The sequence below is a fragment of the uncultured Williamsia sp. genome (genome assembly GCF_947494875.1).
In the GTDB taxonomy this organism is placed as follows: domain Bacteria; phylum Actinomycetota; class Actinomycetes; order Mycobacteriales; family Mycobacteriaceae; genus Williamsia_A.
The window spans coordinates 95231-114530 of the sequence record NZ_CANLWM010000005.1; the positions used below are offsets into that span (position 1 = coordinate 95231).

Genomic DNA, 19300 nt, shown 5'->3' on the forward strand with positions numbered 1-19300 from the left:
GGGCGGGCCCCGTCACGCGATACTCGACCGATGTCGCAACCACTGGCCGGGATCGTGCTCGCGGGAGGCGCCTCGCGCCGGATGGGGGAGGACAAGGCGGCCCTCGACCTGGGCGGACAACCGATGCTCACGCGCATCGTGACCGAACTGCGACGACGATGCGATCCGATCACGGTTGTCGCGGCGACGGCCTCGCCCGCGTACGCCGCCTTCGGCGACGAGCCCGGACTGCGCTGGGTCACCGACGAGGACCCGGGCACCGGACCCCTCGGGGCTCTCGCCGCGGGACTCACCGACGCGGCGGGCAACGGTGTGCCCGTCGTCTTCGTCTGCGCCACCGACATGCCGCTGCTGCGGGCGGAACTCGTCGACGAGCTCGTCGCCGGACTCGGTCCCGACGACGAGGCGGTGATCGCCGAGGACGCCACCCGCCAGCACCCGCTCGCCGCGGTCTACCGGTCATCCTGCGCCGCGCGCCTCGCCGAACTGGTCGCCGGAGGCGAACGCCGCCTGCTCGCCGCACTCGACGGGATGACCGTGCACCGGGTCGGCGTCAGCGACCCGACGTGGCTGACGAACGTCAACGCTCCCGAGGACGTGCACCGGCTGCGCAGGGACAAGATCGCCATTCCCTAGACTCGAACGGTGAGTTCGAGCCCCGAGACCGCCCCGAGGACCCCCGACGGATCCACGCTGCCCGCGAGCTGGGAGCCCGGTGCGCACGAGGCGCGCATCTACGACGGCTGGGTGGACAGCGGCGCCTTCACCGCCGACCCCGACAGCGGCAAGCCTCCGTTCTCCATCGTCATCCCCCCGCCGAACGTCAACGGGTCGCTGCACATGGGCCATGCGTTCGAACACGTCCTCATGGACGCGCTGAGCCGTCGCCGTCGCATGCAGGGCTACGAGGTGCTGTGGCTGCCCGGCATGGACCACGCCGCGATCGCCATGCAGGCGATGGTCGAGAAGCGGCTGTCCGCCGAGGGCACCGACCGCCACACGTTGGGACGTGAACGCTTCCTGGCCCGCGTGTGGGAGGCCAAGGAGGAGATCAGCGGCGACATCGGCGCGCAGATGCGCCGTCTCGGCGACGGTGTCGACTGGTCGCGCGAGCGCTTCACCATGGACGACGGGCTGTCGCGCGCGGTGCACACCGTGTTCAAGCGCATGTACGACGACGGCCTCATCTATCGCGCGGAACGACTCGTCAACTGGTCGCCGGTGTTGCAGACGGCCATCAGCGACATCGAGGTGTCCTACAGCGACATCGAGGGTGAGCTCGTCAGCTTCCGGTACGGGTCGACCGGCGACGCACAGCCGCACATCGTCGTCGCCACGACACGTCTGGAGACGATGCTCGGCGACACCGCCATCGCGGTGCACCCCGACGACGACCGCTACCGCGACCTCGTCGGCACCGAGCTGCCGCACCCCTTCCTCGAGCGCACCGTGCCGGTGATCGCCGACGAACACGTCGACCCCGAGTTCGGCACGGGCGCAGTGAAGATCACGCCCGCCCACGACCCGAACGACTTCGCGATCGGTCAGCGTCACGGGCTGCCGATGCCGACGATCATGGATGCCACGGGCCGGATCGCCGACACCGGAACACGTTTCGACGGTCTCGACCGGTTCGAGGCACGGGTCGCGGTGCGCGAGGCGCTCGCCGAGCAGGGCCGGATCGTCAAGGAGGTCCGCCCCTACGTCCACAGCGTCGGTCACTCCGAGCGCAGCGGAGAGCCCATCGAGCCGCGCCTGAGCATGCAGTGGTGGGTGCGGGTCGAGTCGCTGGCGAAGGCGGCCGGCGACGCGGTGCGCGACGGTTCGACGCAGATCCATCCGGCGTCGATGGAGTCCCGCTGGTTCGCCTGGGTCGACGACATGCACGACTGGTGCATCTCCCGGCAGCTGTGGTGGGGCCACCGCATCCCCATCTGGTACGGCCCCGACGGCGACGTGGTGTGCGTCGGCCCCGACGAGCAACCGCCGGTCGGCTACGAGCAGGATCCCGACGTCCTCGACACGTGGTTCTCCTCGGGCCTGTGGCCGTTCTCCACCCTCGGCTGGCCCGACGACTCCACCGACCTGCGGACGTTCTATCCGACCAGTGTCCTGGTCACCGGCTACGACATCCTGTTCTTCTGGGTGGCCCGGATGATGATGTTCGGCACCTACGTCGGGAAGTCACTGGACTTCGACGCCCCCGTCCCGTTCCATCACCTGTTCCTCCACGGACTCGTCCGCGACGAGCACGGCCGCAAGATGTCGAAGTCGAAGGGCAACGGCATCGACCCGCTCGACTGGGTGGACCGCTACGGTGCCGACGCGCTGCGGTTCACGCTGGCGCGCGGCGCACGCCCCGGGGCGGACCTCTCGGTGGGTGAGACCAACGCCCAGGACAGCCGCAACTTCGCGACGAAGCTGTTCAACGCGACCCGCTTCGCGCTCATGAACGGCGCTCGCGTGGGCGAGATCCCGTCCGACGCCGACCTCACCGACGCCGACCGGTGGATCCTCCGTCGCCTCGACGAGGTGCTCGCCGAGGCGGACGCCGGGTTCGAGTCCTACGAGTTCTCCCGGGCCTGCGAGGCGCTCTACCACTTCGCCTGGGACGAGTTCTGCGACTGGTACCTCGAGCTGTCGAAGGTGCAGGTGTCCGGCGACGCCGCGCAGACCACCGCGCTGGTCCTCGGCCGTGTCCTGGACTCCCTGCTGCGTGCCCTGCACCCGGTGATGCCGTTCGTCACCGAGGTGCTGTGGACCGCGCTGACCGGGCACGAGACGGTGACCCTCGCGGCCTGGCCGCAGCCCACCGGTGCCCGCGACGACGCCGATTCGGCTGCCACCGAACGCATCTCGGCGGTCCAGCACCTGATCACGGAGATCCGACGGTTCCGCAGCGACCAGGGTCTGCCGCCGGGCAAGCGCGTCCCGGCCGACATCGACGGACTCGACGCGGCGGGGCTCGCGACGCTCGCGCCCTATGTCGACACCCTCGCCCGACTCGACGCCAAGGGTGACGACTTCTCGGCGACGGCGACCCTCGAGGTGCGTGTCGGCGCGCAGACCGTCCGCGTCGCGGTCGACACCTCCGGCACCGTGGACGTCGAGGCCGAGAAGCGTCGTCTGGCCAAGGATCTCGCGGCCGCGGAGAAGGAGCGGGACCAGACGAGCGGGAAGCTCGGCAACGAACAGTTCCTCGCCAAGGCGCCCGATCACGTCGTCGCCCGCATCCGCGAACGCAACGAGCTGGCGCTCGCCGAGATCGACCGTCTCGGTGCGGCGTTGGCGGCGATGGGCGGCTCGTGACCGAGCCGTCGGGCGTCCCGGGCGTGCCGACCCCCGAGGACCTGGCCGAGTTCGCCGAGGTCGAGAACGAACTCGACACGCGGTGGCCGGAATCCCGTATCGAGCCGTCGCTCGACCGGATCGCCGCGTTGATGGACCTGCTGGGCTCCCCGCAGCGCGGCTATGCGTCGATCCACATCGCCGGGACGAACGGCAAGACGTCGGTCACGCGGATGATCGATGCGCTGCTGACCGCGCTGCACCGGCGGACTGGCCGGATCACCAGCCCGCATCTGCAGCTGGCGACCGAGCGCATCGCGGTCGACGGACGACCCATCACCCCGCGGCAGTACGTCGACGCGTTCCGTGACCTCGAGCCCTACGTGACGATGGTCGACGACTCGTCGGTGGGTGCGGGCGGTCCCCGGATGAGCAAGTTCGAGGTGCTGACCGCCATGGCCTACGCCGTGTTCGCGGAGGCGCCCGTCGACGTCGCGGTGGTCGAGACCGGGATGGGCGGCACCTGGGACGCCACCAACGTCATCGAGCCGTCGGTCGCGGTGATCACGCCGATCGCGATGGACCACGCCGACTACCTCGGCGACACGCTCACGAAGGTCGCGGGGGAGAAGGCGGGCATCATCAAACCCGCCGTCGACGACATCGTCCCGGTCGACCCGATCGCCGTCCTCGCCACCCAGGAACCGGAGGCGGCCGCCGTGCTCATGGCGCGCGTCGCCGAGACCGACGTGGTGGTCGCCCGACAGGACTCGGAGTTCCGGGTGCTCGAGCGGCGGACCGCGGTCGGCGGGCAGATGGTCACGCTGCAGGGTCTCGGCGGCGTGTACGACGAGGTGTTCCTCCCGCTGCACGGTGCGCACCAGGCCGCGAACGCGGTGCTCGCGCTCGCGGCGGTCGAGGCGTTCTTCGGCGCCGGCGCCGACCGGCAGCTCGACATCGACGCCGTGCGTGCGGGTTTCGCTGCCGTCACCGTCCCCGGTCGGCTCGAGCGTGTGCGCAGCGCGCCGGCGGTGTTCCTCGACGCGGCCCACAATCCGCACGGCGCGGCGGCCCTCGCGCGCGGCCTCACCGAGGAGTTCGACTTCCGCCGTCTCGTCGGCGTCGTCGGCGTGATGGGCGACAAGGACGTCCTCGGGATGCTGACCGCCCTGGAGCCCGTTCTCGACGAGGTGATCGTCACGAACAACGGCTCACCGCGCGCGCTCGACGCCGACACCCTGGGTGATCTCGCGGCGACCGTCTTCGGTGAGGATCGCGTCCAGGTGCGCGAGTTCCTCCCCGACGCCGTCGAGGCCGCGGTCATCGCCGCCGAGGAGGTCGACGACGACTCCGACGCGGGGCTGTCGGGGGTCGGCGTGGTGATCACCGGTTCGGTGGTCACAGCGGGCGCAGCCCGCACCCTTTTCGGGAAGGACCCGGCATGAGCGAGCCGACTCCCCGCTTCTCGCCGCCCGCCAACGATCCCTGGCGCGGCCTGCGCGGTGTCATGGCGGGGACGCTGATCCTCGAGGCGATCGTCGTGTTGCTCGCCCTGCCGATCGTCGCCAAGGTGGGCGGCGGTCTCACCGCCGTGTCCACCACCTATCTGCTCGTCGTGACCGTCGCGATGATCCTCGGCTCCGGACTGCAGGGCCGCTCGTGGGCACTCGGCTACGACCTCCTGCTGCAGGTGGTGCTCGTCGCGGGGTTCGCAGTGCACTGGTCGATCGGGGCCGTCGGGATCGTCTTCGGCCTGGTGTGGCTCTACATCCTCTACATCAAGCGCGACGTCGCGAAGCGGATGGCGCAGGGGCGACTGTTCGGCCAGGAGCCTCTCGACGGCGACGGACCGGTGGCGCGGCCAGACGTGTCCGATTCGTGACCTCCCGGACCGCTCGCGGGAGATGACGGCACCGTCCCCGCCTGACACGATCACGGACGACCCCGCACACCCGAGCACCCGGGGTCGTCGGACGACCGAGAGGACACCCCACCCCATGCAGTCGGCGCGCACCATCACCGCCCTCGTCCGCACCGCCGGAGTCGCCGCGGCAGTCTCCGGGATCATCGCGGCCGGACTCGGATCCGGGGTGGCCGGCGCTCAGGACGAGGTGGTCGTCGTCCCGCCGGGCCCGCCGGTGCCCGTGTCGTCGCAGGAGTACTCCTACCTCGCCACGCACGACCTCACGGTGCGTGCGAACTCGATCGACCTCGCCCGCTTCATCGCCGACATCCCGGTCCCCGCTCAGTACCGCGCGGCGAACCTCGCCCTGGCGGCGCGGTTCGACGCGACCGTCGACGAGGCTCTGACATCGCCCGGCGGCTGCGTGCAGGTCGTGGTCGACCCACGGGCTAAGGACGGGAACCTGTTCAACTACGGGTTCTTCCCCGTCGAAGGGCAGTACTGCGACTGAGTCGCGGCGCGTGCACCTCTGCCCGCTAGGGTGTCGCCGTGACTGAACGGACTCTGGTTCTCATCAAGCCCGACGGCGTCGCCCGCGGACTCGTCGGCGAGATCATCTCCCGCATCGAGCGCAAGGGCCTGCGCATCGTGGCCCTCGACCTGCGCACCGCGACCGACGAGGTCGCCCGCGGCCACTACGCCGAACACGAGGACAAGCCGTTCTTCGGCTCACTGCTCGAGTTCATCACCTCCGGCCCGCTGGTGGCCGCAGTGGTGGAGGGCCCCCGGGCCATCGCGGCGTTCCGTCAGCTCGCCGGCGGCACCGATCCCGTCGAGAAGGCGGCCACCGGCAGCATCCGCGCCGACCTCGCCCTCGAGACGCAGAACAACCTGGTCCACGGTTCCGATTCGCCGGAGTCCGCACAGCGCGAGATCGCGCTCTGGTTCCCCGGCCTGAGCTGACACCACCCGTCCGCCGCACGCGGCCCGCCCGGAGATGTCTCCCGGCGGGCCGTGTCGTATCTCGGGCATGCGTCGAGGCGTGTGACGCGTGTGGGATACTCGCAGTGTCGCCGACGACACATCGTCGACCGACGCACGGTGATCAGCCCAGTTCACCGCGGACCATCGGGCACCGCGGCATCCGCCGCTCACACCGCAGGTGTGGCACCGAGGGTCGGCAGGTCTGGCTTCGCCACACCAGGTGTCGCACGGAGACCGGAGAAACCCCCGGCCGCCTGCGACGCGAGACCATACAAACTCGGGCGCCCCCGCGGCGCACCGACACACAGGAGAACCCTCGCGCGGCCGCGTCCGACGATGCGCCCGAGGGTCGAGGAGAACACGTGGCCGACACAGGCACGCCGGACGATCGCAACGACGCGTCACCGGCGCAGGACTTCCCGCACAAGATGAGGGTGCACGCCCTCGCCCGCATGATCGGACTGACCAGTCGCGAGGTGCTCGCGCACCTCGCCGACCTGGGCATCAGCGCCCGCAGCCCGCAGTCGAGCATCGACCGCAGCGCCGCCGTCGCGGTCCGCGACGCCCATGCCGCGTCGTCGGACAGCCCGGCTGCCGACGCCGCGACAGACACCCCGGCGACCGCCGCGGTGGAGGACTCCCCCCAGGCCGACGGCCCGTCCGGATCGGATGCGCCGACCGCGACAGCCGACCCCGCGCCGTCCTTGTTCTCCGCGGTCGCCTCCGAGGAGACCGCGCCCGCGGCACCGGCCGCCGACCCCGGTGTGTCACCGCTCTTCCTCCCGCCACCCGACCCCGACGAGGTGCGTCGCACCCGTCGCCGTCGGCCCGCCAAGGCGGAGTCGACGGAGGCCGACACCGGCGATGCCGCGCCCGCCGCGGACGACGCGCCGAGCGCCGGTGACGCCGGGGACGACCAGCCGAAGCGTGGCGGATCGACTGAGGACGCCACCGCCGACGAGTCGTCGACTGCCGGCGACTCGACCGACGCCGACAGCGACGACGACACCGGCTCGGGCGGGAACCGGCGTCGCCGCCGCGGCCGCCGGGGACGGGGTCGCGGACGCGGCGACCAGAACGACGGTGACGGCTCGACCGACTCGTCGGACGACACCGAGGGCGACGCCACCCGGGGCGGCGACCGGCCGTCGAAGGACGCCGAATCGACCTCGGCGGGCACCGATCGGCCGTCGACCGGGGACGAGGAGTCGACGAAGGACGCCTCGGCCGACAAGGACTCCGACGAGTCGTCGGATGCGGGTTCGGACGACGACACCGACGACGACAACGGCTCGGGCACCCGCAGGCGGCGCCGTCGCCGTCGCCGTAAGGGCGGAGCGGACTCCGACGACAGCGCGGGCGACGACGATCCGCCGAACACCGTCGTCCACGAGCGCGAGCCGCGGAACAAGTCCCGCGCCCGCGATCGCGACGAGGTGCAGGGCATCTCCGGTTCGACACGACTGGAGGCCAAGCGGCAGCGCCGTCGCGACGGGCGCGACGCCGGTCGTCGTCGGCCCCCGATCCTCACCGAGTCCGAGTTCCTGGCCCGCCGCGAAGCGGTGGACCGCGTCATGGTGGTACGGGAACGCTCGGCGAACACGACGCTCACCGGCGACGGGGCCGACGGCGCCGCCGCGACCGAGGACTACACGCAGGTCGCGGTCCTCGAGGACGGCGTCCTCGTGGAGCACTTCGTCACCACCTCGACCTCGTCGTCGATGGTCGGCAACATCTTCCTGGGTCGCGTGCAGAACGTGCTGCCCGGCATGGAGGCGGCGTTCGTCGACATCGGTCGGGGACGCAACGGCGTGCTGTACGCCGGCGAGGTCAACTGGGACGCCGCGGGCCTCGACGGCGGCAGCCGCAAGATCGAGCAGGCGCTCAAGCCCGGCGACCCCGTCGTCGTCCAGGTCAGCAAGGACCCCGTCGGGCACAAGGGCGCCCGCCTGACCACACAGATCTCGCTGGCCGGCCGGTACCTGGTCTACGTCCCCGGTGGGTCGTCGACCGGGATCTCACGCAAGCTGCCCGACACCGAACGCAAGCGACTCAAGCAGATCCTGAGCAAGGTCGTCCCCGCGGACGCCGGCGTCATCATCCGCACCGCGTCCGAGGGTGTCAGCGAGGAGGATCTCGCGGGCGACATCGAACGGCTCAAGGCGCAGTGGGAGAGCATCGAGGCCGCCGCGGACTCCGCGACCGGCAAGGGCGGCAAGGGCTCCGGCTCGTCGGCGCCGAAGGTGCTGTACTCCGAGCCGGACCTGCTCGTGAAGGTCGTGCGCGACCTGTTCAACGAGGACTTCTCCCGACTCGTCATCGACGGTGACGGCGCGTGGGATCAGGTCCACGGATACGTGCAGTCGGTCGCGCCGGACCTGCTCGACCGGGTGGCCCGGTTCGAGAAACCGCACGCCGACGCCCCCGACGCGTTCACCGTGCACCGCATCGACGAGCAGCTCACCAAGGCACTAGAGCGCAAGGTGTGGCTGCCCTCGGGCGGCACGCTCATCATCGAGCACACCGAGGCGATGACCGTCGTCGACGTGAACACCGGCAAGTTCACAGGATCCGGGGGCAACCTCGAGGAGACGGTGACCCGCAACAACCTCGAGGCGGCCGAGGAGATCGTCCGGCAGATGCGTCTGCGGGACATCGGCGGCATGATCGTCGTCGACTTCATCGACATGGTGCTCGAGTCCAACCGCGACCTCGTGCTGCGCCGCCTCACCGAGGCACTGTCCCGGGACCGCACCCGCCACCAGGTGTCCGAGGTGACGTCGCTGGGCCTGGTGCAGATGACCCGCAAGCGCCTGGGAACCGGGTTGTTGGAGGCCTTCTCCTCGACGTGTACCTGCTGCAACGGGCGCGGGATCGTCGTCCACGCGAACCCGGTCGAGGTGTCCGGCGCCGGCGGTGGCGGGGGCGACGACTCCGGCAAGGAGTCCGGCGGCAAGCGCTCACGCCGCTCGGGACGCAAGAAGTCCGACGGCGGGTCCTCCGACCAGGGCGAGGCGAAGAAGGTCAACCCGGCCGAGCACCCGCTCTTCCGCGCGATGGCCGGTCAGGGGACCGACGAGTCCCCGGCCGACGAGATTGGGCCCGACGCTCCCGCGGCGGACGTGACGGTGGAGGACCCTGCGTCGCAGGTCTCCGACGCCGCGGCGGCCACCGTCGTCGAGACGCCGGCGGAGTCGACAGCCTCCGAGGTCACCACCTCCGAGCCGGTCGTCGAGGCCACCGCCGCTGCGTCCGTCGACGACGGCACTGCCGCGGTGGAGACCTCCGCGTCGGACACCGCCACCGAGGCCCCTCGGCGGCGCCGTCGGGCCGCACGCCGTCCGGCGGCCGCGCCCGTCGGGGGATCGGAGCCGGTGTCGGGCACCGCGGACACCCTCGCTGTGGAGACCTCGCACACGCCGACCACCACGGTGGCCGCGCAGCAGGCCGACGCGCCCGTCGTGGCGGTCCGTCGGACCGCCCGCCGCCGGGCCGCGGGCCGTCCCGCCGGGCCGCCCGTGGAGGAGTGAGCGGGGTCCGCGGGAACGGGTCCGACCGCGGTTTGACCCGGTCGTCGCCACTCCCGTAACCTCGACAGGTCGCCTCGACGCGAGTCGGACAGTGCTGTGCGGATCCTGCCGCCGTCGCACGCCGCGCGCCCGAGGCATCACCGACTCGTCGGCGTCGCGCGGGAACGCGCACCACCCGGCGAGGACGTACCCCGACATGCACGAATGCCGGCGCGCACCCGCGCGGGCGCACGACAACGACAGTGAGAAGGTGTTCGCGATGGCAACGTACGCGATCGTCAAGACCGGCGGTAAGCAGTACAAGGTCGCCGAGGGTGATCTGGTCAAGGTCGAGAAGATCGACGGCGCCGTCGGCGACACCGTCTCTCTCCCCGTGGCCCTCCTCGTCGACGGCGCGTCGCTCACCACCGACGCCGCTGCGCTCGCGAAGGCGTCGGTCACCGGCGAGGTCGTCGAGCACGTCAAGGGCCCGAAGATCCGGATCCACAAGTTCAAGAACAAGACCGGCTACCACAAGCGCCAGGGCCACCGTCAGCGTCTGACGGTGCTCAAGGTCACCGGCGTCAAGTAAGCCACCCGAACCCCGACGTCTCGAGAGGACCGACGACATGGCACACAAGAAGGGCGCGTCCAGCTCGCGCAACGGTCGTGATTCCAACGCCCAGCGCCTCGGCGTGAAGCGGTTCGGCGGCCAGCAGGTCAACGCCGGCGAGATCCTGGTCCGCCAGCGCGGCACCCACTTCCACCCGGGCGTCAACGTCGGTCGCGGCGGCGACGACACCCTGTTCGCCCTGGAGACCGGTGAGGTGGCCTTCGGCACCAAGCGCGGTCGCAAGACCGTCAACATCGTCCCGGCGCCCGCGCAGGTCTGACCGCGCGGCGTCACACGGCGCACGTCCACCAGGGGCGGGCAGGTCATCGAGACCCTGCCCGCCCCTGGTTTTTTCCCGAACACCTCAACCCTCGACACCACCGACCGGACAGGACCACCCAGCATGTCGCGATTCGTCGACCGCGTGACCATCCACGCCGCGGCGGGCAACGGCGGCCACGGGTGCTCGTCGGTCCACCGCGAGAAGTTCAAACCGCTCGGCGGGCCCGACGGCGGCAACGGGGGCAACGGCGGTGACGTCGTCCTCCGGGTCGACGCGCAGGTGCACACGCTGCTCGACTTCCACTTCCGGCCCCACGCGCGGGGACAGAACGGCAGACCCGGTGCCGGGTCGAACCGCGACGGCGGCCACGGCGAGTCGCTGGTCCTGCCCGTCCCGGACGGCACCGTCGTCCTCGACGAGCACGGCCGGATCCTCGCCGACCTCGTCGGCGCGGGCGCGGAGTTCGTGGCGGCGCAGGGCGGCCGCGGCGGGCTGGGCAACGCTGCGCTGGCGTCGAAGGCGCGCAAGGCCCCGGGCTTCGCGCTGCTGGGCGAGGAGGGGGAGACCCGCGAACTCGTCCTCGAACTCAAGTCCGTCGCCGACGTCGGTCTGGTCGGCTTCCCCTCGGCCGGCAAGTCGTCGCTCGTCTCCGTGCTGTCGGCCGCCAAGCCCAAGATCGCCGACTACCCCTTCACCACCCTCGCGCCGAACCTCGGTGTCGTCACCGCCGGCGCCCGCGTGTTCACCATCGCCGACGTGCCCGGTCTGATCCCCGGTGCGTCCCAGGGACGTGGGCTCGGCCTCGACTTCCTGCGCCACCTCGAGCGGTGCGCGGTGCTCGCCCACGTGGTGGACTGCGCGACCCTCGAACCCGGCCGGGACCCCATCTCCGACATCGACGCGCTGGAGGCGGAACTCGCGGCCTACACGCCCGCCCTGTCGGCCGACCACGGGTTGCAGGACCTCGCCGACCGTCCGCGCGTCGTCATCCTCAACAAGATCGACGTCCCGGAGGCGGCCGAACTGGCCGAGCTGGTGACACCCGACCTCGAGGAGCGGGGCTGGCCGGTGATCACGATCTCCGCGGTGGGCCATGTCGGCCTCGACCGCCTGCGATTCTCGTTGGCGGAGAAGGTCGCCGAGCACCGTGCGGCCACGCCGGCGGCCGTGGCCCGACGGCCCGTCATCCGGCCGGTCGCCGTCGACGAGGCCGGGTTCTCCGTCGTCCCCGACCCGGCGACGCCGGGCGGCTTCATCGTCCGCGGCACCCGCCCGGAGCGGTGGATCAAGCAGACCGCCTTCGACAACGACGAGGCCGTCGGATACCTGGCCGATCGTCTCAACGGGCTCGGTGTGGAGGACGAACTGGTCCGCCGGGGCGCGGAGCCCGGTGCGCCGGTCACCATCGGCGACGTGACCTTCGACTGGGAGCCCACGCTGCCCAGCGGTGACGCCGTCCCGATCACCGGGCGCGGCACCGACATCCGCCTCGACCGCACCGACCGCGTCGGGGCCGCCGACCGCAAGGTCGCGCGCAAGGCGCGCCGTCACCACAACGACGACGTGTTCGACGACGTCGGGGACATCGATGGAGACGACTGACGCCCGCACACACGGTGATCCGGTGACCTCGGCCGTCCGGCGCGAGATCGCCGGGGCCCGCAGCATCGTCGTCAAGATCGGGTCGTCGGCGCTCACGGACCTGCACGCCGGGCTCGCCCTCGACCGCCTCGACCGTCTCGCCGACGCCCTCGAGGCACGGATGGCCGCCGGCACCCATGTCATCGTCGTGTCCTCCGGGGCCATCGGTGCCGGGCTAGCGCCGCTGGGTCTGCGGCGCCGCCCGACGGATCTGGCGACCAAGCAGGCAGCGGCCAGTGTGGGGCAGCTCGCCCTGGCCCACGCCTGGGGGACCTCGTTCGCGCGACACGGGCGCACCGTCGGGCAGGTCCTGCTGACCGCACACGACATCTCGCGCCGGTCGCATCACGCGAACGCGCAGCGCACCCTGGACCGATTGCGCTCCCTCGGTGCGGTCGCGGTGGTCAACGAGAACGACACCGTCGCCACCGACGAGATCCGGTTCGGCGACAACGACCGTCTCGCCGCGTTGGTCGCCCACCTCGCGGGCGCGCAGGCGCTGCTGCTGCTCTCCGACGTCGACGGTCTCTACGACGGCGATCCCCGCAAGGGCGGTGCGACGCTCATCCGGGAGGTCGGTGGTCCGGAGGATCTCGACGGCGTCGTCGCGGGGTCCGGGGGAGCACTCGGCACCGGGGGCATGGCCTCCAAGCTGTCCGCGGCCCGGCTCGCCGCCGACGCGGGTGTCCCGGTGTTGCTCGCCGCGGCCGAGAACGCCTCGGCCGCACTGGGTCCCGCAGACGTGGGGACGGCCTTCGCCGCCCGACCGGCACGGATGAGCGCGCGGCGCTTCTGGGTGCGGCACGCCGCCGAGACCCGTGGGCGCCTCACCGTCGACGACGGTGCCGCCGCCGCGATCGCGCGCCGGGCCTCGCTCCTGCCGGCCGGCGTCGTGGCCGTCGGGGGGACGTTCGCGGCCGGTGACGTGGTGGAGATCGTCGACGCCGCCGGAGCGCTGCGAGCCCGTGGTGTGACGGCGTACGACGCGGACGAGGTCCAGCAGATGGTCGGTCGGTCGACCTCGTCGCTGCCCGAGGGGTTACGACGCGCGGTGGTGCACGCCGACGACCTCGTCGCCGCGCGCTGACGCAGTCGGTGCGCCGTCAGCCGCCACACGGGCGACGAGACGCTCCAGCACGTCGGCGCAGCGGTGGTCGATCTTGAGCGTGGCGCAGTCGTCGCCGCGGGTGGCCCCGCGGTTGACGATGACCACGGGGATGCCGCGTCGTCGCGCGTGGCGGACGAACCGCAGCCCGGACATCACCGTGAGACTCGACCCGAGCACGAGCAGCGCGTCGGCCGCGTCGACCATGGCGTAGGCCTGGGTGACGACCGGCCGCGGCACGCTCTCCCCGAAGTAGACGATCGCCGGCTTGAGGGCTCCACCGCAGGCGGGGCAGTCGATCATCTGGAAATCGCGCGTGTCGTCGACGGCGACGTCGGCGTCGGGGGCGACGTCGAGCGCTCCGCGGGACCGCACGCGAGCGGTGAAGTCGACGTTGAGGGGGTCGAGGACGCCCGCGAGCCGGTGTCGGGAGATCTGCCAGCCGCAGTCCAGGCAGCAGACGCGTCCGTAGCAGCCGTGGAGTTCGAGCACGGGGCGGGATCCGGCCTTGGTGTGCAGCATGTCGATGTTCTGCGTGATGACCCCGCGCACCAGACCGTGATGCTGCAGCGCGGCGACGGCACGGTGACCGGCGTTCGGGGTCGCGGCGTCGAGATGGCGCCACCCGAGGTGGTTGCGCGCCCAGTAGTGGCGACGGAACTCGGCCGAGGCGAGGAACGCGTCGATCGTCATCGGCGTGCGGGGAGCCGCGCCGGGGCTGCGGTAGTCCGGGATGCCGGAGTCGGTGGAGATCCCGGCACCGGTCAGCACCACGGTCGACCGTCCTGCGAGGAGGTCGTGGGCCTGCGCGACGCGGGCGTCGAGGTCCTCGTCGACCGGTGTCGGGTCACCCGGGGTCCAGGCGACCTGCAGGCGTGTACGCATCGTCACCCAGCGTACCGACGGGCCCCGTCGCGATCCGCCGTTGCGATCATGTAAGCCGAACAGAGGGTTTGTTATCGAAAATGATCTGTTCGACCGTCCGGGATGGTGTGCTGTGGGTGGGACGGGGAAAGTTCCACGAGAAGAGTTCTGTGCGCAAGACGAGGTGTGCGACCGTGGCCGCGTATCGATCCGGTGATCGGACGTGGTGGGTCGGGCGGGTGGACCCCGCTGTACTGGGCGATGCGGCCCGCGAGAACGAGGCACTCGACGAGGACTGGCGGCGACGAGGTGTGCCCGTCTCGGTCGCGGACACGCGCCCCCCGCTGGTCGTGATCGACGACCCGCGCGGCATGTTCCGCCGCGGATGTTCGACGAACTCCCACTTCGACGAGCATGACCGGACCCACACCGACCCACACGCGGACTGCGCGCACGGGCGGGCGGCGGATCACATCGTGGCCGTGATGCGGACCGGTCCGGACGTCACCAGCGACTCCCCGGACGAACCGTCGACAGGAGTTCGTCGCCGGCGCGGAATCGGCGCAGGTTCTCGGCGATCCACGGCGCCAGGGTTCGCGTCAGCCCCGACGACGGGTTCGCGACGTGCGGGGTCACGATGATCCCGGGTTCGTGCAGGATCGGGTCGTCGGGTGTCGGGGGTTCGGGATCGGTCACGTCGAGCGCGGCTCCGGCGATCGCCCCGGACCGCACCGCGTCGAGCAGGGCGGCCTGATCGACGAGCGTCCCGCGGGCCACGTTGACCACCCAGGCATGCGACGGCAGGGCGGCGAGCGCGTCGGCGTCGACGATGTGCCGCGTCTGCGCCGTCGACGGTGCCGCGATCACGACGTGGTCCACCTGTGACCACACCTCGGCGACTCGGTCGGCGGGTACTGTCCGCTCCGCCCCGTCGACCGGACGTCCGGAGTGGTTCACCGCGATGACCTGGGCGCCACAGGCACGCAATCGGGGGATGAGTGAGCGACCGATCCCACCGGCACCCACGATGCCGACGGTTGATCCGTGCACCGAGCGCACCGCGGGGTCGATGGCGCCCTTGTCCCACCCGTCGCGTACGGCGACGGGGATGCGGCGCAGCCCGGCCAGCAGCAGTGCCAGCGCGTGTTCGGCCACGTTCTCCGCGTAGAAGCCGGACGCGTTGGTCCACTGCCGGCGGTCGTCGATGATCCCGGCGTCGATGAACGCCTCGATCCCCGCGAGTCGTAGAGCCACCCAGCGGACCGCGTCGGGCAGCGTAGGGAAGTCGTCGTTCCCACCCAGCCACACGAGCACTTCGGCGTCGTCGAGATCGACGAGCCGGCCACCGGCAGCGGTCACCGCGGCCGCGATGTGCTCGTCGACCTCGGGCGCGATCGCGACGGGGGTGTCGGTGCTCACGCCTGTGCCGCGATCAGTCGTCGACTGTCACCAGGGGGTAGACGCCGTTCTCGTCGTGCGTCTCGTTGCCGACGACCGGCGGGTTGAAGACGCAGTACATGCGCAGCTCGGTGTCCGCGAACACGGTGTGGCGGTCGTGCTTGTCCAGCAGGTACATCGTGCCCGGGGCGAGCGGGTACTCCTCGCCGGTCTCGCGGTCGAGCAGTCGCCCGGTGCCCGAGATCAACCACACGGCCTCGATGTGGTTCGCGTAGTGGAACTCGTTCTCCGTTCCCGGCTTGATCACGGTCTCGTGGTAGGAGAAGCCGACCTTGTCACCGCCGAGGATGATCCGCTTGGACCGCCAGTTGCCGTTCTCGGCGACGATGTCGCGGTCGGTGTCGGTGATCTCGTCGATGGTCCGGACGATCACGGGTGCTCCTGTCGTGTCGGGGATGGGGCGGGCGGGTCGTGCGGGTCGTGCGGGTCGCTCAGGAGACGACCTGTGCGGTCGCCTCGGCGAGGATCTCGAGGCCCTGGTCGAGCTCGTCGTCGGTGATGGTCAGCGGCGGGAGCAACTTGACGACTTGGTCCTGCGGGCCGGACGTCTCGGCGAGCAGGTGGCGGTCGAAGGCGAGCTGGCAGACCTTCCCGGCGTGCTCGGGGGTCTCGAAGACGAGTCCCTGCGCCATGCCGCGGCCACGGGTGGAGACACCCTCGTGCTCGTCGGCGAGACGGGCGAACACGTCGTGGATCTTCTGGCCGTTGCGCAGGACGTCCTTCTCCAGGGTGTCGTCGCTCCAGAAGTGGTCGACGGCGGTCTTGGCGGTGACGAACGCCGGGTTGTTGCCGCGGAACGTGCCGTTGTGCTCGGCAGGGCCCCAGATGTCGTGCTCGCGCTTGAACAGGGTGAGCGCCATGGGCAGGCCGTAGCCACCGATCGACTTCGACAGGGTCACGATGTCCGGGGTGATGCCGGCGATCTCGAACGAGAAGAACGGTCCGGTGCGGCCGACGCCCATCTGGACGTCGTCGACGATGAGCAGGATCCCGTGACGCTGACACAGGTCGGCCAGGCCGCGCAGCCACTCGGCACGGGCGACGTTCACGCCGCCCTCGCCCTGCACGGTCTCGACGATGACGCCGGCGGGCTTGTTGAAGCCGCTGCCCGAGTCGGTGAGGATCCGTTCCATCCAGCTGAAGTCCTCGACCGACCCGTCGAAGTAGTCGTCGAACGGCATCGGGGTGGTGTGCACCAGCGGGATGCCTGCGCCGGCGCGCTTCATCGAGTTGCCGGTCACCGACAGGGCGCCGAGCGTCATGCCGTGGAACCCGTTGGTGAAGTTCATGATCGCTTCACGGCCGGTCACCTTGCGGGCCAGTTTGAGCGCGGCCTCGACGGTGTTCGTACCGGTCGGGCCGGGGAACATGACCTTGTAGTCGAGACCGCGCGGCGTGAGGATCTTGTCGCTGAAGGTCTGCAGGAACTCGCCCTTGGCCACGGTCATCATGTCCAGGCCGTGGGTGATCCCGTCGCGCGACATGTACTCGAGGAGGGCCTCCTTGAGTACGGGGTGGTTGTGCCCGTAGTTGAGAGCGCCCGCGCCGGCGAAGAAGTCGAGGTATCGCGTCCCGTCGCGGTCGGTCAGCCACGATCCGGAGGCGGTGTCGAAGACGGCGGGCCAGCCGCGGCTGTAGCTGCGGACCTCGGACTCACGGTCGGCGAAGATGTCGTCGGGAAAGCTCATCGGGGTTCCTCACTCGGGGTTCGGGACTCGGGCATCTGAACTGATCGCGCATCCGCGGCATTCCCGGCGTCCCGCGGTACGGACCGGCGGCGGCTGCCGGCGCACGCGTGACGCGACGCGCGACGGTCGGCACGTCCGCGACGGCAGGAGCGGACGCGATCACCGGTGACGCCTCAGACGCGGGGCGCGATGGTGTAAAGGTCCTCGGGCTCGTGGGAGTCCGGGAAGTCCTCCGGCGCGAAGTAGTCGCGGCTGGTGATCGTCATGCCGCGCTTCTCGGCGAACGACGTGAACAACCGCTGGGATGCCTCGTTGTCGGGGCTGATGGTGGTCTGCATCCGCGAGATCGCATCCTCTTCGACACGATCCATCAGGGCGTTCAGCATGCGGCCGGCCAGGCCGAGACCGCGCTGGTCGGAGTCGACGGCGACCTGCCACACCATGACGGTGTCCGGGGCCTGCGGCCGGACGTAGCCGGTGACGAAACCGACCACGCGACCGTCCACCTCGGCGACGACGGACGTCCGTGCATAGTCCTGGCACCACAGCACATAGGCGTAGCTGGAGTTGAGATCGAGCACCTGGGAGTCGCGGGCGATCTCCCAGAGCCGCACCCCGTCGGAGACGTCGGGGAGGCGAAACGTGACTTCCGGTGTCGTGGTCAGTGTCGCGCCCATCTGTGCGGTGTGCATGGCATCAGCCAAGTTAACAACGGGTCACAGCGATGTCACCCGAGCCGACCGAGGCAGCGGCTGCGGACTCGGTAAAGGGGCAGTATATCGGGTCCGTGTGAAGCCTGTCACGATGCGCACCCGACGCCACCTGCGACGACGTGCCGACGACCGGCCACAATCGGGGCATGAGGATCATCGCGGGTGTCGCGGGCGGGCGGCCGGTGACCGCGCCACCGGCGGGCACGCGGCCCACCACCGACCGTGTTCGCGAGTCGGTGTTCGCGATGCTCGAGACCCGCCTGGACCTCGACGGCGCCCGGGTGTTGGACCTGTACGCGGGATCGGGTGCGCTGGCCCTGGAGGCGGTCTCCCGAGGGGCCGGACACGCGACCCTGGTCGACTCCGACGCGCGGGCGGTGGCAGTCATCCGCGCCAACGCGCGATCGGTGGGTGTCGGGACCGGCGTCGTGACGGTCGTGCGACGCCGCGTCGACGCCTTCCTCCAGTCCGCGCCGGCAGCGGCGTTCGACCTCGTCTTCTGCGACCCGCCCTACGACTTTCCCGCGGACGTGGTCGACGAGCACGCGGCGCGACTCGTCGCGAACGGATGGCTCGCCCCCCGCGCGACCGTCGTCGTCGAACGCTCCGCGCGATCGCCGGCGACCACCTGGCCCGACGGCCTCGAACCCGACGGCGACCGCCGTTACGGGGACACCCGCGTGGAGTTCGCGCTGCTAGCGTGATCGGCCATGACGACAGCGGTGTGTCCCGGTTCGTTCGATCCGATCACCAGCGGTCACCTGTTCGTCGTCGAACGGTGCGCCGAGCGGTTCGACGAGGTCGTCGTCCTGGTCACGGTCAACCCGTCGAAGAAGGGCATGTTCGGCGTCGACCGTCGGGTGTCGCTGATCGAGGAGTGCACCGCGCACCTGCCGGGCGTCCGTGTCGACTCGTGCGAGGGCCTGCTCGTCGACTACCTCGCCCAGCGTGGACTGTCCACCATGGTGAAGGGTCTCCGCGGGCCCGTCGACTTCCAGTACGAGACCCCGATGGCGCAGATGAACCGCGAGCTGGCCGGTGTGGAGACGTTGTTCCTCCTCGGCGACCCGCGCCACGCCCACGTGTCGAGTTCGCTGGTGAAGGAGATCGCCCGCCTGGGCGGTGACGTGTCGCCGTATGTCCCCGGACCCGTGGCCGAGGCCATCGCCGACGCGGTGCGCTGACACCCGACACGCCCCGCCGCCTCCCACGGAACTCCAGTCACAGACGGCACACTGTTCACACAGACAC

The 19300-nt window shown here is 70.9% G+C and carries 18 protein-coding genes; 13 read left to right on the forward strand and 5 right to left on the reverse strand.

Translation table 11 applies throughout. The features are described 5' to 3' along the window. The first annotated feature begins 30 nt into the window (after positions 1 to 30). From Q1A98_RS12795 to proB, 11 genes are all read left to right on the forward strand, one after another. Complete coding sequence (locus Q1A98_RS12795; RefSeq protein ID WP_299574037.1) at positions 31 to 636, forward strand: molybdenum cofactor guanylyltransferase; 606 nt, start codon at positions 31 to 33, stop codon at positions 634 to 636. Positions 637 to 645: 9 nt separating this feature from the next. Then, entirely contained in the window at positions 646 to 3309 is a 2664-nt protein-coding gene (locus Q1A98_RS12800; RefSeq protein WP_299574039.1) for a valine--tRNA ligase, read from the forward strand. Further along, positions 3306 to 4733, forward strand: coding sequence for a folylpolyglutamate synthase/dihydrofolate synthase family protein (locus tag Q1A98_RS12805; protein ID WP_299574042.1), 1428 nt, complete (start codon positions 3306 to 3308; stop codon positions 4731 to 4733). The genes Q1A98_RS12800 and Q1A98_RS12805 overlap by 4 nt, the downstream gene beginning before the upstream one ends. Beyond that, positions 4730 to 5170, forward strand: coding sequence for a DUF4233 domain-containing protein (locus tag Q1A98_RS12810; RefSeq protein ID WP_299574046.1), 441 nt, complete (start codon positions 4730 to 4732; stop codon positions 5168 to 5170). Before Q1A98_RS12805 ends, Q1A98_RS12810 begins: the two co-directional genes overlap by 4 nt. Positions 5171 to 5285: 115 nt before the next feature. Further along, entirely contained in the window at positions 5286 to 5702 is a 417-nt protein-coding gene (locus Q1A98_RS12815) for a hypothetical protein (RefSeq protein WP_299574048.1), read from the forward strand. 38 nt (positions 5703 to 5740) lie between these two features. Continuing rightward, complete coding sequence (gene ndk / locus Q1A98_RS12820) at positions 5741 to 6154, forward strand: nucleoside-diphosphate kinase (protein WP_299574050.1); 414 nt, start codon at positions 5741 to 5743, stop codon at positions 6152 to 6154. A gap of 383 nt (positions 6155 to 6537) precedes the next feature. Further along, positions 6538 to 9705, forward strand: a complete 3168-nt coding sequence (locus Q1A98_RS12825; protein ID WP_299574052.1) for a translation initiation factor IF-2 N-terminal domain-containing protein — start codon at positions 6538 to 6540, stop codon at positions 9703 to 9705. 259 nt (positions 9706 to 9964) lie between these two features. Beyond that, positions 9965 to 10276, forward strand: a complete 312-nt coding sequence (rplU, locus tag Q1A98_RS12830) for a 50S ribosomal protein L21 (protein ID WP_299574054.1) — start codon at positions 9965 to 9967, stop codon at positions 10274 to 10276. 37 nt (positions 10277 to 10313) lie between these two features. After that, positions 10314 to 10577 (forward strand): 50S ribosomal protein L27, encoded by a 264-nt coding sequence (gene rpmA / locus Q1A98_RS12835; protein ID WP_299574056.1) that lies wholly within the window; start codon positions 10314 to 10316, stop codon positions 10575 to 10577. Between the two features lie 123 nt (positions 10578 to 10700). Further along, positions 10701 to 12182 (forward strand): GTPase ObgE, encoded by a 1482-nt coding sequence (gene obgE, locus Q1A98_RS12840; protein WP_299574058.1) that lies wholly within the window; start codon positions 10701 to 10703, stop codon positions 12180 to 12182. 22 nt (positions 12183 to 12204) lie between these two features. Further along, the gene (proB, locus tag Q1A98_RS12845; protein WP_299574059.1) at positions 12205 to 13308 is read left to right on the forward strand and encodes a glutamate 5-kinase; all 1104 of its coding nucleotides are present in this window, start codon (positions 12205 to 12207) and stop codon (positions 13306 to 13308) included. Here the strand turns inward: proB and Q1A98_RS12850 are convergent. The 5 genes from Q1A98_RS12850 to ectA all read right to left on the reverse strand — a co-directional run bounded on the left by Q1A98_RS12850 (position 13261) and on the right by ectA (position 18028). Continuing rightward, complete coding sequence (locus tag Q1A98_RS12850; RefSeq protein ID WP_299574060.1) at positions 13261 to 14211, reverse strand: Sir2 family NAD-dependent protein deacetylase; 951 nt, start codon at positions 14209 to 14211, stop codon at positions 13261 to 13263. The two genes, proB and Q1A98_RS12850, sit on opposite strands and share 48 nt — an antisense overlap. A gap of 483 nt (positions 14212 to 14694) precedes the next feature. Beyond that, positions 14695 to 15609 carry an NAD(P)-dependent oxidoreductase gene (locus tag Q1A98_RS12855; RefSeq protein ID WP_299574061.1) on the reverse strand — a complete coding sequence of 305 codons (915 nt, stop codon included), beginning with the start codon at positions 15607 to 15609 and terminating at the stop codon, positions 14695 to 14697. Between the two features lie 13 nt (positions 15610 to 15622). Next, positions 15623 to 16021, reverse strand: coding sequence for an ectoine synthase (locus tag Q1A98_RS12860; protein WP_299574063.1), 399 nt, complete (start codon positions 16019 to 16021; stop codon positions 15623 to 15625). Positions 16022 to 16079: 58 nt separating this feature from the next. Next, positions 16080 to 17336 (reverse strand): diaminobutyrate--2-oxoglutarate transaminase, encoded by a 1257-nt coding sequence (gene ectB, locus Q1A98_RS12865; RefSeq protein ID WP_299574066.1) that lies wholly within the window; start codon positions 17334 to 17336, stop codon positions 16080 to 16082. Positions 17337 to 17509: 173 nt separating this feature from the next. Next, the gene (gene ectA / locus Q1A98_RS12870) at positions 17510 to 18028 is read right to left on the reverse strand and encodes a diaminobutyrate acetyltransferase (RefSeq protein ID WP_299574069.1); all 519 of its coding nucleotides are present in this window, start codon (positions 18026 to 18028) and stop codon (positions 17510 to 17512) included. A gap of 167 nt (positions 18029 to 18195) precedes the next feature. Between ectA and rsmD the strand changes: the two genes are divergently transcribed. Both rsmD and coaD read left to right on the forward strand, forming a co-directional pair. Next, on the forward strand, positions 18196 to 18753 hold the full coding sequence (gene rsmD / locus Q1A98_RS12875; protein WP_299574071.1) for a 16S rRNA (guanine(966)-N(2))-methyltransferase RsmD: 558 nt from the start codon (positions 18196 to 18198) through the stop codon (positions 18751 to 18753). 6 nt (positions 18754 to 18759) lie between these two features. Further along, a complete protein-coding gene (coaD, locus tag Q1A98_RS12880) occupies positions 18760 to 19233 on the forward strand; it encodes a pantetheine-phosphate adenylyltransferase (RefSeq protein ID WP_299574073.1) in 474 nt (157 codons plus the stop codon). Positions 19234 to 19300: the final 67 nt, after the last annotated feature.

Coding starts and splice junctions, on each gene's coding strand:
- rpmA (WP_299574056.1), top strand. CDS start 10,314: ATGGCACACAAGAAGGGCGCGTCCAGCTCGCGCAACGGTCGTGATTCC.
- ectA (WP_299574069.1), bottom strand. CDS start 18,028: ATGCACACCGCACAGATGGGCGCGACACTGACCACGACACCGGAAGTC.
- rplU (WP_299574054.1), top strand. CDS start 9,965: ATGGCAACGTACGCGATCGTCAAGACCGGCGGTAAGCAGTACAAGGTC.
- ectB (WP_299574066.1), bottom strand. CDS start 17,336: ATGAGCTTTCCCGACGACATCTTCGCCGACCGTGAGTCCGAGGTCCGC.
- Q1A98_RS12810 (WP_299574046.1), top strand. CDS start 4,730: ATGAGCGAGCCGACTCCCCGCTTCTCGCCGCCCGCCAACGATCCCTGG.
- Q1A98_RS12795 (WP_299574037.1), top strand. CDS start 31: ATGTCGCAACCACTGGCCGGGATCGTGCTCGCGGGAGGCGCCTCGCGC.
- rsmD (WP_299574071.1), top strand. CDS start 18,196: ATGAGGATCATCGCGGGTGTCGCGGGCGGGCGGCCGGTGACCGCGCCA.
- obgE (WP_299574058.1), top strand. CDS start 10,701: ATGTCGCGATTCGTCGACCGCGTGACCATCCACGCCGCGGCGGGCAAC.
- Q1A98_RS12850 (WP_299574060.1), bottom strand. CDS start 14,211: ATGCGTACACGCCTGCAGGTCGCCTGGACCCCGGGTGACCCGACACCG.
- Q1A98_RS12815 (WP_299574048.1), top strand. CDS start 5,286: ATGCAGTCGGCGCGCACCATCACCGCCCTCGTCCGCACCGCCGGAGTC.
- coaD (WP_299574073.1), top strand. CDS start 18,760: ATGACGACAGCGGTGTGTCCCGGTTCGTTCGATCCGATCACCAGCGGT.